13 protein-coding genes are annotated in these 12,762 nt (G+C 67.1%); 1 reads left to right on the top strand and 12 read right to left on the bottom strand.

Annotated elements, in window-relative coordinates:
- Positions 1 to 13: 13 nt before the first annotated feature.
- Both ilvA and ACYQ2U_RS06995 read right to left on the bottom strand, forming a co-directional pair.
- Positions 14 to 1,585 (bottom strand): threonine ammonia-lyase, biosynthetic, encoded by a 1,572-nt coding sequence (gene ilvA / locus ACYQ2U_RS07000; RefSeq protein WP_459949641.1) that lies wholly within the window; start codon positions 1,583 to 1,585, stop codon positions 14 to 16.
- A 46-nt stretch (positions 1,586 to 1,631) separates the two neighbouring features.
- Positions 1,632 to 2,630 (bottom strand): alpha/beta fold hydrolase, encoded by a 999-nt coding sequence (locus ACYQ2U_RS06995; RefSeq protein WP_459949640.1) that lies wholly within the window; start codon positions 2,628 to 2,630, stop codon positions 1,632 to 1,634.
- 55 nt (positions 2,631 to 2,685) lie between these two features.
- Between ACYQ2U_RS06995 and ACYQ2U_RS06990 the strand changes: the two genes are divergently transcribed.
- Positions 2,686 to 3,120 (top strand): YqaA family protein, encoded by a 435-nt coding sequence (locus tag ACYQ2U_RS06990; protein ID WP_459949639.1) that lies wholly within the window; start codon positions 2,686 to 2,688, stop codon positions 3,118 to 3,120.
- Here ACYQ2U_RS06990 and ACYQ2U_RS06985 read toward each other — a convergent pair.
- The 10 genes from ACYQ2U_RS06985 to ACYQ2U_RS06940 all read right to left on the bottom strand — a co-directional run bounded on the left by ACYQ2U_RS06985 (position 3,084) and on the right by ACYQ2U_RS06940 (position 12,707).
- Positions 3,084 to 4,439: an MATE family efflux transporter gene (locus ACYQ2U_RS06985; protein WP_459949638.1), complete on the bottom strand. Its 1,356-nt coding sequence runs from the start codon at positions 4,437 to 4,439 to the stop codon at positions 3,084 to 3,086. The genes ACYQ2U_RS06990 and ACYQ2U_RS06985 overlap by 37 nt on opposite strands.
- A 28-nt stretch (positions 4,440 to 4,467) precedes the next feature.
- Entirely contained in the window at positions 4,468 to 4,848 is a 381-nt protein-coding gene (gene gloA / locus ACYQ2U_RS06980) for a lactoylglutathione lyase (RefSeq protein ID WP_459949637.1), read from the bottom strand.
- A 10-nt stretch (positions 4,849 to 4,858) separates the two neighbouring features.
- The gene (locus ACYQ2U_RS06975; RefSeq protein ID WP_459949636.1) at positions 4,859 to 5,734 is read right to left on the bottom strand and encodes a M48 family metallopeptidase; all 876 of its coding nucleotides are present in this window, start codon (positions 5,732 to 5,734) and stop codon (positions 4,859 to 4,861) included.
- Positions 5,731 to 6,210 (bottom strand): YgjP-like metallopeptidase domain-containing protein, encoded by a 480-nt coding sequence (locus ACYQ2U_RS06970; protein WP_459949635.1) that lies wholly within the window; start codon positions 6,208 to 6,210, stop codon positions 5,731 to 5,733. Before ACYQ2U_RS06970 ends, ACYQ2U_RS06975 begins: the two co-directional genes overlap by 4 nt.
- Positions 6,211 to 6,321: 111 nt before the next feature.
- Positions 6,322 to 7,059 carry a lysophospholipid acyltransferase family protein gene (locus ACYQ2U_RS06965; protein ID WP_459949634.1) on the bottom strand — a complete coding sequence of 246 codons (738 nt, stop codon included), beginning with the start codon at positions 7,057 to 7,059 and terminating at the stop codon, positions 6,322 to 6,324.
- Positions 7,060 to 7,071: 12 nt separating this feature from the next.
- Positions 7,072 to 7,614 (bottom strand): D-glycero-beta-D-manno-heptose 1,7-bisphosphate 7-phosphatase, encoded by a 543-nt coding sequence (gene gmhB, locus ACYQ2U_RS06960; RefSeq protein ID WP_459949633.1) that lies wholly within the window; start codon positions 7,612 to 7,614, stop codon positions 7,072 to 7,074.
- 79 nt (positions 7,615 to 7,693) lie between these two features.
- Positions 7,694 to 9,871, bottom strand: coding sequence for a glycine--tRNA ligase subunit beta (glyS, locus tag ACYQ2U_RS06955; RefSeq protein ID WP_459949632.1), 2,178 nt, complete (start codon positions 9,869 to 9,871; stop codon positions 7,694 to 7,696).
- Positions 9,872 to 9,874: 3 nt separating this feature from the next.
- Entirely contained in the window at positions 9,875 to 10,813 is a 939-nt protein-coding gene (glyQ, locus tag ACYQ2U_RS06950; RefSeq protein ID WP_459949631.1) for a glycine--tRNA ligase subunit alpha, read from the bottom strand.
- 121 nt (positions 10,814 to 10,934) lie between these two features.
- The gene (locus ACYQ2U_RS06945) at positions 10,935 to 11,756 is read right to left on the bottom strand and encodes an AraC family transcriptional regulator (RefSeq protein WP_459949630.1); all 822 of its coding nucleotides are present in this window, start codon (positions 11,754 to 11,756) and stop codon (positions 10,935 to 10,937) included.
- Positions 11,757 to 11,903: 147 nt separating this feature from the next.
- Positions 11,904 to 12,707, bottom strand: coding sequence for an ABC transporter ATP-binding protein (locus tag ACYQ2U_RS06940; RefSeq protein ID WP_459949629.1), 804 nt, complete (start codon positions 12,705 to 12,707; stop codon positions 11,904 to 11,906).
- Positions 12,708 to 12,762 lie beyond the last annotated feature (55 nt).

Raw genomic sequence — 12,762 nt, 5'->3', positions numbered from 1 at the left:
TCCCCGCTCTGACTCAGCCCAGGAACAGGCGGTAGGCGGGGTTCTTCGTCTCGTCCCACCATTGATAGCCGAGGGCGTCGAGGAAGCCCTTGAAGGCCTTCATCTCGCCCTTGGGCACCTGCATGCCCACCAGCACGCGGCCGTAGTCGGCGCCGTGGTTGCGGTAGTGGAACAGGCTGATGTTCCAGCCCTTGCTCATGTGCTCGAGGAAGTTCATCAGGGCGCCGGGGCGCTCGGGGAATTCGAAGCGGTAGAGCAGTTCGTCCGTGAGCCCTGGCGCGTGGCCGCCGACCAGATGGCGCACGTGGTTCTTCGCCATCTCATCGTCGGTGAGGTCGATGGTGGGCAGGTCGTGGCGCTTCAGGTTGGCCACCAGCTTGTGGGCCTCGTCCCGGTTGGCGACCTGGATGCCGACGAAAACGTGGGCCTGCTTGGGGTCGTTGTAGCGGTAGTTGAACTCGGTGATGTTGCGCTTGCCGATCAGGCTGACGAACTTCTTGTAGGCGCCGGGCTTCTCCGGCAAGGTCACGGCCAGGATGGCTTCCCGCTGTTCGCCCACCTCGGCCCGCTCGGCGACGAAATGCAGGCGGTCGAAGTTGGTGTTGGCGCCGGAGGCCACGCCCACCAGGGTCTTGTCCTTGAGGCGCTTTTTCTTGGCGTATTCCTTGGCGCCGGCGATGGCCAGGGCACCGGAGGGCTCCAGGATGGAACGGGTGTCCTCAAACACGTCCTTGATGGCGGCGCAGATGGCGTCGGTGTCCACCAGCACGATGTCGTCCAACAGTTCGCGGCAGAGACGGAAGGTTTCCTCGCCGACGAACTTCACGGCGGTGCCGTCGGCGAAGAGGCCCACGGTATCGAGCTTGATCCGCTTGCCAGCCTTGATGGAGCGGGCCATGGCGTCGGCGTCGAAGGTTTCCACGCCGATCACCTTGGTGCTGGGCCGCACCCGCTTGATGTAGGCCGCCACGCCGGCCGCCAGGCCGCCGCCGCCGATGGAGACGAACACCGCGTCGATGGGATCGGGATGCTGGCGCAGGATTTCCATGCCGATGGTGCCCTGGCCGGCGATCACGTCGGGATCGTCGTAAGGATGGACAAAGGTCAGACCCTGTTTCTTTTCCAGGGTCTTGGCATGGGCGTAGGCGTCGTCGTAGGAATCGCCCGCCAGCACCACCTCGCCGCCCCGGGCCTTGACCGCGTTCACCTTGATGGCGGGCGTGGTGGTGGGCATCACGATCACGGCGCGGCAGCCCATCTTCTTCGCCGACAGGGCCACGCCCTGGGCGTGGTTGCCGGCGGAGGCGCAGATCACCCCGCGCTTGCGCTGGGCCGGCGTCAGGGACGCCATCTTGTTGTAGGCGCCGCGCAGCTTGAAGGAGAACACCGGCTGCATGTCCTCGCGCTTGAGGAAAATCTTGTTGCCGCTGCGGGCGGAAAGGCCCGGCGCCAGGTCCAGCGGGGTTTCGATGGCGGCATCGTAGACCCGGGCGTTGAGGATCTTTTCCAGGTAGTCGATGGGGCGGGTGGCGGGGGTTTTCGCGGCCGCCTTGGCGGCCGGACGGGAAGCGGCGGAGGATTTCACAGCGGATTTACCGAAAGGAAAACAATGGCGCAAAGGCAAAAGGGTATCAGGCCGCGGCCAAAAAGTCCCACACCGGCACGATCTGGGCATCGCTCATGAGGGTGGGGGCGTGGCCGATGCCGGCGAATTCGATGGTCTTGGCGCGGGGGCCGCGCAAGGCCATGTCCGCCAGGGTGGCGTGGGAAATCAGGTCGGAATCGCCGCCGCGCAGGGCCAGCACCGGGCAGGCGATGCGCTCGTAGATGGGCCACAGGTTCACGTCCATCAACATCGGCGCGGTACGGAAGGCGTCGCCGATGCCCGGATCGTAGTGGAAGACGAACCCGCCCTCCTTCTCCACGTCCGGCTTCACCGACCAGCGGGTCAGATGCTGCCATTGCTCGTCGGTGAGCAGGCCGAAGGGGGCGTGCACCTTGCGGATGTGGGCCTCCGCCGCCGCCAGGCTGGGAAAGTGGTGCTGGCGACCGACGTAGGTGCCGATCCGTTGCAGGGCGCTGGCGGACAGCAGCGGACCCACGTCGTTGAGCACCAGGCGGCGGATCGGCGTGCCCTGCTGGGCGGCCAGGGTCATGCCGATCAGGCCGCCCATGGAAGTGCCGATCCAATCCACCTGCTCCGCCCCGAGGCGGGCGATCAGGGTCACCATGTCCGACACGTATTGGGGAATGGCGTACAGGGCCTTGTCCCGCAGCCAGTCGCTGCGGCCACGACCGACCACGTCGGGGCAGACCACCCGGTAATCCTTGGCCAGGGCGCGGGCAATGAAGTCGAAGTCGCGGGCGTTGCGGGTCAGGCCGTGCACGCACAGCAGCACCCGCGGATTGTCCGCCGCCCCCCACTCGTAATAGTGCATGTGGTGCAGCCCGGCGGGGCTCGCACACTGGACCCGGCCTTCGCGCTGGGGCGTGGGGCCGGTGGGGTCGGCGCCGGGCAGGAAGTCCGTCGGCGGCGGCGACGAGGGCGGGCCGGCCAACTGGGCGGCGGCGCGCAAACCGCGCCGCCGCGCCAGGGCGAAAAGGCGACGCAAGAGGGAAGTCTGGCTCATGTCGATAGTCCGCAAAGATCCCAGAGGGCGATGACCGTAACGCTATCATCCCGCCATGGATTTTTTCGCGTCGTGGATCACCCCGGAAGGGGGCTTGATCAGTCTATTCCTCTCCGCCTTCATTTCCGCCACGGTTTTTCCCGGCGGTTCGGAAGCCCTGCTGTTCGCCGTGGTCAAGTTGCACCCCGAACAGTGGTGGCATGCCCTGGCCCTGGCCAGTCTGGGCAATACCCTGGGCGGCCTCAGCAGCTACGGCCTGGCCCGACTGCTGCCGGAACGCTCCCTACAGCGGGTTTCGCCCCGCAGCCTGGCCTGGTTGCACCATTGGGGTAGCCCCGCCCTGGTGCTGTCCTGGCTGCCCCTGGTGGGCGACGCCTTGTGCCTGGCCGCCGGCTGGCTGCGCCTGCCCTTCTGGCCCTGCCTGGCCTGGATCGCCCTGGGCAAGACGGCCCGCTACGGCGCCGTGCTGTTCGCCACCGGCCTGGGCTGAAGGGCGGCGGCGGACACCCGCCACCAATAGACCGTCACCGCCAGCCCGGCCAGGGTCAGAGCCACGGCGCCCGCCTGCCAGAAGCCCGCCGCGCCCCGGGGCGGCCCCAAGCCGTCATACAAGCCCAGCGCCACGCCGCCGGCGAGGCCGACGCCCCACAGGGCCACGGCGTAGATCACCATGGGTGCGGTGGCCCGCTTGTAGCCCCGCAGCACGTTGACCGCCACCGTCTGCAAGCCGTCCGCCAGGTGATAGCAAGCCACCCAAAGAATCAGGCTGGCGGCCAGCGCCCGCACCGCCGGATCGGCGCTATAGAAACCGGCCAAGGGCTCCCGGCCCAGGGCTAGGGCGGCGGCCAGCGCCATGGTGCAGGCCATACCCAGGCCGTAGCCCCGCAAGCATGCTCGCCGCGCCTGGGCCGGCTGTTGCGCGCCGAGGGACTGACCGGCCAGCACGCCGGCGGCGTGGCCGATGGCGGTGGGCAACATGAAGCACAGCACCGAGAGATTGGCCGCGATCTGGTGGGCCGCCGAGGCGGTGGCCCCCAGGCGGGCGATGAACAGGGCCATGAAGGTGAAGGCGGTGACGTCCACCAGGAAGGTGGCGCCGATGGGCAGGCCCAGCTTGAGCAGGGCCGCCAAATCCGACCCGCGGGGCAGGCTGAAGCGCTGAAAGATGCCGTAGGGCCGGTAGGCTTCCCAGCTGGCCCACCAATAACAAGCGATGCCGGCCACGATCCAGCCGGCCACGGCGCTGGCCACGCCGCAACCCGTGGCACCCAGGGCGGGTAAACCAAAATGGCCATACATGAACACCCAGTTGAGGGGCGCCTTCAGGGCCAGAGTCAGCAGACTCAGGATCATCGCCGGCCGGGGCAGACCGAGGCCGGAGGATGCGGCGTGGAACAGGCGCAGCAACATGCCCGCCGGCACGTACCAGGCCAGGGCCCCCAGGTAGGCGCGCACCCGCGTCTCCATGTCCGGCGTGAGGCGGGACAGGGCCAGCAGGGGATCGGGAAAGAGGAATAGCAGTTCCACCAGCACCGTCAGCCCGCAGGCCAACCAGGCGGCCTGGCGCACTTCCTCGCCGATGGCTTGCCGCTGACCGGCGCCGTACAGATGGGCCACCGCCGGCGTCAGGGCCAGCAGCACGCCGGTGGCGGTGATGAAGACCGAGGCGAAGATGGCCGAGCCGATGCCGATGGCGGCCAGGTCCGCGGAGGACAGGCGGCCGGCCATCACCGTATCCACCATACCGTTGGCGATGATGGCGACCTGGGCGATGAATACCGGCCAGGCCAGGCGGATCAATTCCCTCATGGTGTCGAGGGTGTGGGCAACGAAGGGCTCAGTGCTGGATCAGCTCGATCTTGTAGCCGTCAGGATCCTCGACGAAGGCGATGATGGTGGAGCCGTGCTTCATGGGGCCGGCTTCGCGCACCACCTTGCCGCCGCGCTGGCGGATGGCATCGCAGGCCGCCGCCGCGTCGGGCACGGCCAGGGCGATGTGGCCGAAGGCGTTGCCCTGTTCATACTTGTCCACGCCGTAGTTGTAGGTCAGCTCGATCACGGCGTTGCTGGCCTCGTCGCCGTAGCCGACGAAGGCCAGGGTGAACTTGCCCTCGGGGTAGTCGTGCTGGCGCAGCAACTTCATGCCGAGGACCTCGGTGTAGAAGGCAAGGGATTTTTCCAGGTTGCCGACCCGGATCATGGTGTGGAGGATTCTCATGGTCTTGTACTCACAGGATGGGGAGATGGGCGCCGCGCTGCTTCAGGGCCTGGCGTCTTTCCTGCCAATCGGGGCAGATCGCCGCCACTTCCGACCAGAAACGGGCGCTGTGGTTCATTTGGCGCAAGTGGGCCAGCTCGTGGCAGACCACGTAGTCGATCAGGTCCAAGGGCAGGTGGATCAGCCGCCAGTTGAGGCGGATGCCCGATTCCAGGCTGCAACTGCCCCAACGGGTACGGGCGCTGCTGAGGGCCAGGGTGGGCAGGTCGTAGTCGCCGAGTTCGGCGAAATGCCGCAGGCGCTTGTCGAACACCTCCAGCGCCCGGGTCTGGAAAGCGCGCCGGGTCAGGGCATCCAGGTCGGCCTGGGGCCGGGGCAGCAATTCGAGCAGGGTGTCGAACCAGCGGAAGCGGTTGTTGCCGGCGCCGATGCGCAGCGTCACCTCGCCCCCCAGCAGGGGCAGGCGCTGGCCGTCGTGGAGCATGATCTGGCGGCGCACTTCGCGGCTGCTGTATTCGTCCAGCTTGTCCAGCACCCATTGGCCGTGGAGGCGGATGAAGGCCTCGGCCTCGGCCAGGGGCACGCCCCGGGGCAGGCTGACGCGCAGGCCGCGCTCGTCGATGTTGAGGCTCATGCGGCGCCGGGCCGGATGCAGGGTATAGCCGACGATGCGGTTGCCCAGTTGGACGTGGTGCACCTTGGCCGGCGCATCGGGCGGCGGCAGGCGGAACAGGGGCAGTTGTTCGGCGGCGCTCATGATCAGTCCCGCTTCCCGCGCGGCGCGCAGGCCCCGGTTGGCGAAGTCGCCGAAGAGGCCGGTGCCATGCCGGTGTTCCGGGCCCTGGTCATCGTGTCGACGCCGCCGCTGAAAACGGAATCCCCTCACGCCACCGCGGCGAACAGATCGCCTTCCACCACCGGCAGCGGCAGGCTGGCCACGGCCCGCGCCACCACCTGGTCGATGACGGCCATGGGTTGCTCCACCAGGCGCCAGTTGCAGCGCAGGCAGTCCGCCTCCACATGGACCCAGTGGCTGCGGGCGGCGAAGGACAGGGCCAGCTTGGGCGGGGTGCGGCATTGGCGCGCGGCGTGACGATGGATGGCCTCGCCCAGCAAGTGCTTGGCCTCCTGGCGCAACCAGGCCTCGGCGGCGTCCTGGATCTGGCGCGGTGTGGCCTCGGGGGGCAGCGGCAGGTGCAGCACGGCGCCATCCAGGGCCGCCTGCTTGTGGGTGGTATCCAGGGTCAGGCGCAGCTGTCCGCCGAGATAGGCGAGGCTGGCGCCTTCGCACCAGGGCGCCGTGGTGTCCTCGGCATTGCCCAGGTCCAGACGCAGGGAGAGTTGGGGATTACGGGGCTTCATGGACGACCTCCGAAACCGGGATTGCCGCCCGGGCCGGCGTCCGCCGCTGCCCTGCCCGCGCCGGACGACTGGCGGCGGACGGGATCAGGGTTGGGCGGGCGATGAAAACCATCAGGATTGCTCGCTGGGAGCGGGGTAGCGGTGGGGACTGATGCGGCGCATTTCGCCTTCGATCCATTCCTCGGCCCGGCGCAATACTTCCTCGGAGCGCAGGCCGTTGGGATCGATGGCGGGACCGACGCTGACGGTGATCAGGCCGGGGCGTTTGATGAAGGCATTGCGCGGCCACAGCTCGCCGGCGTTGTGGGCCACGGGCACCACGGGAAAGCCGGAGTGGTGGGCCAGCACGGCGCCGCCGCGCTTGTACTCGCCGTGCACGCCGGGGGCGACCCGGGTGCCCTCGGGATAGATGATGACCCGGTAGCCGGCCTTGAGCCGGGCGGTACCCAGGGTCACCACCTGGCGCAGGGCGTCGCGGCGGGCGCCGCGGTCGATGGCGATCATGGGGTTGAGGGCCAGGGCCCAGCCGAAGAAGGGAATCCAGTGCAACTCCTTCTTCATGACGAAGATGGAGCCGAGGAACACCTGTTGCAGGCCGATGGTCTCCCAGGCCGACTGGTGCTTGGACATGACGATGCAGGCGCCGGCGGGAATGTTCTCCGCTCCCTTCACCTCATAGCGGATGCCCAGCACGTGGCGGATCAGCCAGAGGGCGGTCCACACCCAGCCGCGGCTGTAGAGGTGGCGCTGCCACAGGGGCATCCAGAAGAAACACAAAAAGCTGGTGACGAAGATCGGCGTGAAGATCGTCTGCAACAGCATGTAGAGCAGGGAACGCAGCAGGGCCATGGCGGATGGGGCTCAGTTGCCGGCCTTGGCCAGGGCGTCGGCCACGGCTGCCAGGTCGGCATAAACGGGGGTGATGGCGGGCAGTTGGGGATCGGCCTTGGTCTTCTCGCCCTTGCCGGTGAGGACCAACATGGGCTGGGCGCCCACCGCCACGGCGGCCTGGAGGTCGCGCAGGGCGTCGCCCACCACCGGCACGCCGGCCAGCACGGTGTTGTAACGGGCGCCGATCTCCTCCAGCATGCCCGGCTTGGGCTTGCGGCAGTTGCACTTGTCCTCGTTGGTGTGGGGACAGAAGAAGATGGCGTCGATGCGGCCGCCCACCTGGGCCACGGTGCGCAGCATTTTTTCGTGGATGGCGTTGAGGGTGTCCATCTCGAACAGACCGCGCCCCACGCCGGACTGGTTGGTGGCCACCACCACGCGGTAACCCGCCTGGTTCAGCCGGGCGATGGCCTCCGGGCTGCCGGGAATGGGCTTCCACTCGTCCGGGGACTTGATGTACTGGTCCGAGTCGAAGTTGATGACGCCGTCGCGGTCGAGGATGACGAGTTTCATTGGGCCATTGTGATCAGGATGGTCGCCGCCCGCCCGCAGAACATCCGGCACAAACCGGGCTTTCTCCGGGCGTTCGGCATCAGGTGGACAGCTTGGACAAATCGGCCACCCGGTTCATGGCGCCGTGCAGGGTGGCCAGCAGGCCGAGGCGGTTGAGGCGCAACTGCTCGTCCTCGGCGTTCACCATCACGTCGTCGAAGAAGGCATCCACCGGCCCACGCAGGGCGGCCAGGGCTTGCAGGGAGGCCGTGTAGTCGCCGCTGTCGAAGGCGGCGTTGGCAGCGTAGGCCACCTGTTCCAGGGCTGATGCCAGGGACTTCTCGGCGTCTTCCCGCAGCAGGGCTTCGTTCACCTTGGGCTCCACCGTCCCCTCCACCTTCTTCAGGATGTTGCCGACCCGCTTGTTGGCGGCGGCCAGGGCGGCGGCCTCGGGCAGGGCGGCAAAGGCGCGCACCGCCGCCAGGCGCTTGGGAATGTCGCCCAGGCGCTGGGGCCGCTGGCTCACCACGGCGTCAACTTCTTGCGCGGTGTAGCCCTGATCGCGCAGGGAACCGGCGAGGCGGTCGTAGATGAAGGCGCTGAGGGCACCCAGGGTAGCGTTGCCTTCCTTGACCTGGCCGGACTTCAGCTCGGCCAGGGAAACCAGGGGGGCCTTGTCCTGGTCCAGCCCCAGGTCGGCGAAGACGCCGGCGGCGCTCAACAGCAGCTTGTCCAGGGTGAGGTTGTGGTCGCCTTCCACCAGCATGCGGACCACGCCCAGGGCGTGGCGGCGCAGGGCAAAGGGGTCTTTGTCGCCGCTGGGAATCTGGCCGATGGCGAACAGGCCCACCAGGGTCTCCAGCTTGTCGGCCAGGGCCACCACCGTGCCCACCAGACCCCGGGGCAGGCTGTCGCCGGCGAAACGGGGCTTGTAGTGGTCCTCGATGGCGTCGGCGATCTCGCTGCCCAGGCCGTCGTGCTGGGCGTAGTAGCGGCCCATGATGCCTTGCAGCTCGGGGAACTCGCCCACCATGTCGGTGAGCAGGTCGGCCTTGGCCAATTCGGCGGCCTGCTTGGCCTTGGCGGCCAGGACCTCGTTGCCCAGCAGGCGGGCGATGGCCTCGGCAATGGCGGCCACCCGGTTCACCCGCTGGCCCTGGGTGCCCAGCTTGTTGTGATAGACCACCTTGTCCAGGCCGGGGATACGGTCCGCCAGCTTTTTCTTGCGGTCCTGGTCGAAGAAGAACTTGGCGTCCGCCAGGCGGGGGCGCACCACCCGCTCGTTGCCGCCGATGACGTTGCTGGCGTCGCTGGGGCGGATGTTGCTGACGATGAGGAACTTGTTGGTCAGCTTGCCCTGGCTGTCCAGCAGGGGGAAGTATTTCTGGTTGGCCTTCATGGTCAGGATCAGACATTCCTGGGGCACTTCCAGGAAGGCTTCCTCGAACTGGCCGATCAGCACATTGGGCCGTTCCACCAGGGCGGTGACTTCATCCAGTAGGGCTTCGTCGTGGATGGGCACCAGATTGTGACCGGCCTTGGCGGCGGCCTCGGCCAGTTGCTTGGCGATTTCGGCGCGGCGGGCGGCGAAGCCGGGGATCACGGCGCCGTCTTTTTCCAGGGCGGTGGCGTAGCTGTCGGCATCGGCGATGGTCACGGGGCTGACGGCAGCTTCAAACCGATGGCCCTGGGTATTGCGGCCAGCGGTCAACCCCAGCACGGCAACGGGCACCACGTCGGCACCGTGCAGTGCCACCAGACCGTGGGCGGGACGAACGAAGTTCACCGTGGTCCAGCCGTCGGCCAGTTGGTAGGTCATCACCTTGGGAATGGGCAGAGCAGCCAGGGCAGTTTCAATCGCCTTTTGCAGTCCGTCGGCCAGGGTCGCGCCCTTGGCGACGCTGTCGAAGAACAGCACGTCGGCCTTGCCGTCGTTCTCGCGACGCAGTTGGGGCACCACGGAAGCATCGGCACCCAAGGCCGTCAGTTTCTTCACCAGGGCGGGGGTGGCGTTGCCGCTGGCGTCCAGGCCCACGGCCACAGGCATCAGCTTTTGTGCCACGGGCTTGTCGGCGGCCTGGCCGGCGACAGCGGTGACGTGGGCAGCCAGGCGGCGGGGCGAAGCGTAGGCGGTCACGACAGCCTCGGTCGCCGCCAGACCCTGGCTTTGCAGGGACTTGAGCAGGGCGTCGGCGAAGGTGTTGCCGAGTTTGTTCAGGGCCTTGGGGGGCAGTTCTTCAACGAAGAGTTCGACCAGCAGATTCTTTGTGTTGCTCATTTCTTAAGCAGCCTTCTTTGCGTTGATCTGGGCCAGCACTTCTTCGGCGTGGGCCTTGGGCGCCATGGGGAAGCCGAGGCGGGCGCGGCTGTCCAGGTAGCTCTGGGCCACGGCCCGGGCCAGGTTGCGGATGCGGCCGATGTAGGCGGCCCGCTCGGTGACGGAAATGGCGCCCCGGGCGTCCAGCAGGTTGAAGGTGTGGGCGGCCTTCAGCACTTGCTCATAGGCGGGCAGGGCCAGGGCCACTTCCTCGCTCATCAGGTGCTTGGCGTTGCCTTCGTGGGCATCGAAGGCCTTGAGCAGGAAATCCACATTGCTGTGCTCGAAGTTGTAAGTGGATTGCTCCACTTCGTTCTGGTGATAGACGTCGCCGTAGGACAGGCCTTCGGTCCATACCAGGTCGTAAACGTTTTCGACGCCTTGCAGGTACATGGCCAGGCGTTCCAGGCCGTAGGTGATTTCGCCGGTGATGGGCTTGCAGTCGATGCCGCCCACTTGCTGGAAGTAGGTGAACTGGGTCACTTCCATGCCGTTCATCCAGACTTCCCAACCCAGGCCCCAGGCGCCCAGGGTGGGGTTTTCCCAGTCGTCCTCGACGAAGCGGACGTCGTTCTTCTTCAGGTCGAAGCCCAGGGCCTCGAGGGAGCCCAGGTACAGCTCCAGGATGTTTTCCGGCGCGGGCTTCAACACCACCTGGTATTGGTAGTAGTGCTGCAAGCGGTTGGGGTTCTCACCATAGCGGCCGTCCTTGGGACGACGGCTGGGCTGCACGTAGGCGGCCTTCCAGGGCTCGGGGCCGAGGGCCCGGAGGAAGGTGGCGGTATGGCTGGTGCCCGCGCCCACTTCCATGTCGTAGGGTTGCAGCAGGGCGCAACCCTGGTTGGCCCAATAGGTTTGCAGGCGCAGGATCAGATCCTGGAAGCTGGGTTTGCTCGAACTCATGGGGGAGAGAACCGGAAAATGGCGCAAAGGTGCGATTTTACAGGGGAAGCGTGCCCCCTGGGGCATCTTTGCCCAAGGCCCCTCCTCTCCCGCCGGGGGCCGCCCCGGCGGGAAGTCCGGCTCAGCGCAGCGGCAAGAAAATGTCCGTCACCAGGGCGTGTTCCTCGACCTGGGGAATCAGGTTCAGGTATTCGAAAAACAGGGGGAAGTCGCGCAGATCCTCGCCGCTCTGGGGCAGCCACTCCCGGTAAAGCGGATAGATGCTGTCGCCGATGTGGTCGCGGCTGCCCAGGTGGCGCACCACGGCACAACGCCCGGCGGGAAGGTGCTTGTTGACCACGCCCCAGGGGTTCTCGGGCACCGGCGCGGTGACGGAGCCCCCCAGGTCAAAGCGGAACTGCTCGGGCGGCGTGGTGGCCGGGTCGTCGTAGGCGATGCCGAAATGGCGGCTGCTGTGCACCGGCGACAGGCCGGTGGTCTTGCGCCAGTCGATGAAGCGCTGCACGGTGTCGTGCACCAGGGCCGGGGCGCCCCGGTGTTCCAGCACGGCGATGTCGGTGGCGGGGAAATCGATGATCTTCACTTCCATAGGTTCGGTCCTCTCAATGGCGGGTATCTGGAGCCGCTCGGTCCACGGCTGCCAGGCCGGGCCCTTGCGGAATTGAGAAGGTGTCTGGCCGATGGCGGCCTTGAAGGCCCGGGAAAAGGATTCCGGGTTTTCAAAGCCGGCCTGCAAGGCAATGTCGATCACCCGCGCCTTGGGCTCGAACACCAGGCGATAGGACGCCCGTTTGAGCCGCAGCAACTGGATGTACCGCGCGGCATTGAGACCGACGAACAGGAAGAACTGGCGATGGAAATGGAACTTGGAAAAGTGGGCGACCCGGCTTAGGGTCTCCACCGACAACTCCTCGTCCAGATGGGTGTGGATGTAGTCGAACACCTTCTGGAACCGTCGGGCATAGCGCCCGCCCGGATTTCGCTTTTCGCGTGATTCCGCCGCCGTCATGGCACCTCCTCAATCAGGCGCCACTTTGCCGGGAAGCGCGCCGCCGGTCCTGACCGGGATTGCGCACTTGCCCGGGCCGGCTCAGACCCCCAGGTCCTCGGCGTAGGGCACGGCGTCGGCGTGGAAGGCCACGGGACCGTCGGGTTCGGAATGGACGAACTGGTGCACGAAGGGGTTGTCGGAGACTTCGATTTCCGCCGGCGTGCCTTGCGCCACCACCTTGCCGTGGTGGATGAAGTAGGCGTAGTCCACCACTTTGAGGGATTCGCTCATGTCGTAGGTGACGACGATGGAGGTCACGCCCAGGGCGTCGTTGAGGCTACGGATCAGGCCGGCGATCTGGTTGAGGGAGATCGGGTCGAGGCCGGCGAAGGGCTCGTCGTACATGGCCAGCATGGGATCGAGGGCGATGGCCCGGGCCAGGGCAACGCGGCGGGCCATGCCGCCGGACAGCTCGTTGGGCATCAGCTCCATGGCGCCGCGCAGGCCCACGGCCTGGAGCTTCATCTGCACCAGGTCGCGGATGATTTCCTCCGGCAGATCGGTCAGCTCGCGCATGGGGAAGGCCACGTTCTCGTACACCGAGATGTCGGTGAACAGGCCGCCGGCCTGGAACATCAGCCCCATCTGGCGACGCATGGCGTAAAGGCCGTCGGGGTCCAGCGTGTGCATGACCTTGCCGTTCACCCGCACCTGGCCCTGGTCGGGGTGCAGTTGGCCGCCGATCTGGCGCAGCAGGGTGCTCTTGCCGGAGCCGCTGACGCCGAGGATCGCCACCACCTTGCCGCGGGGAATGGTCAGGTTGATGCCCTGAAGCACCTGGTTCGCGCCGTAGGCGAAGTGCAGGTCTTCGATTTCGATGAGGTTTTCGGTGTTGCCTTTCATGGTGCCGTGGCCTTTCGCAAGGCCGCCATGATAACGGATCGGCGCGCCGGACCGG

Source organism: Denitratisoma sp. agr-D3, assembly GCF_054658675.1.
The sequence above is the reverse complement of the archived record's forward strand: the minus strand, read 5'-3'. Positions and strand labels throughout refer to the sequence as shown.

What these genes read in the sequence shown, in the direction of transcription:
- gloA (WP_459949637.1), bottom strand. Translation starts at nt 4,848, where the DNA reads ATGAGAATCCTCCACACCATGATCCGGGTCGGCAACCTGGAAAAATCC.
- ACYQ2U_RS06965 (WP_459949634.1), bottom strand. Translation starts at nt 7,059, where the DNA reads ATGGCCCTGCTGCGTTCCCTGCTCTACATGCTGTTGCAGACGATCTTC.
- ACYQ2U_RS06940 (WP_459949629.1), bottom strand. Translation starts at nt 12,707, where the DNA reads ATGAAAGGCAACACCGAAAACCTCATCGAAATCGAAGACCTGCACTTC.
- ACYQ2U_RS06970 (WP_459949635.1), bottom strand. Translation starts at nt 6,210, where the DNA reads ATGAAGCCCCGTAATCCCCAACTCTCCCTGCGTCTGGACCTGGGCAAT.
- gmhB (WP_459949633.1), bottom strand. Translation starts at nt 7,614, where the DNA reads ATGAAACTCGTCATCCTCGACCGCGACGGCGTCATCAACTTCGACTCG.
- glyS (WP_459949632.1), bottom strand. Translation starts at nt 9,871, where the DNA reads ATGAGCAACACAAAGAATCTGCTGGTCGAACTCTTCGTTGAAGAACTG.
- ACYQ2U_RS06990 (WP_459949639.1), top strand. Translation starts at nt 2,686, where the DNA reads ATGGATTTTTTCGCGTCGTGGATCACCCCGGAAGGGGGCTTGATCAGT.
- glyQ (WP_459949631.1), bottom strand. Translation starts at nt 10,813, where the DNA reads ATGAGTTCGAGCAAACCCAGCTTCCAGGATCTGATCCTGCGCCTGCAA.
- ACYQ2U_RS06995 (WP_459949640.1), bottom strand. Translation starts at nt 2,630, where the DNA reads ATGAGCCAGACTTCCCTCTTGCGTCGCCTTTTCGCCCTGGCGCGGCGG.
- ACYQ2U_RS06985 (WP_459949638.1), bottom strand. Translation starts at nt 4,439, where the DNA reads ATGAGGGAATTGATCCGCCTGGCCTGGCCGGTATTCATCGCCCAGGTC.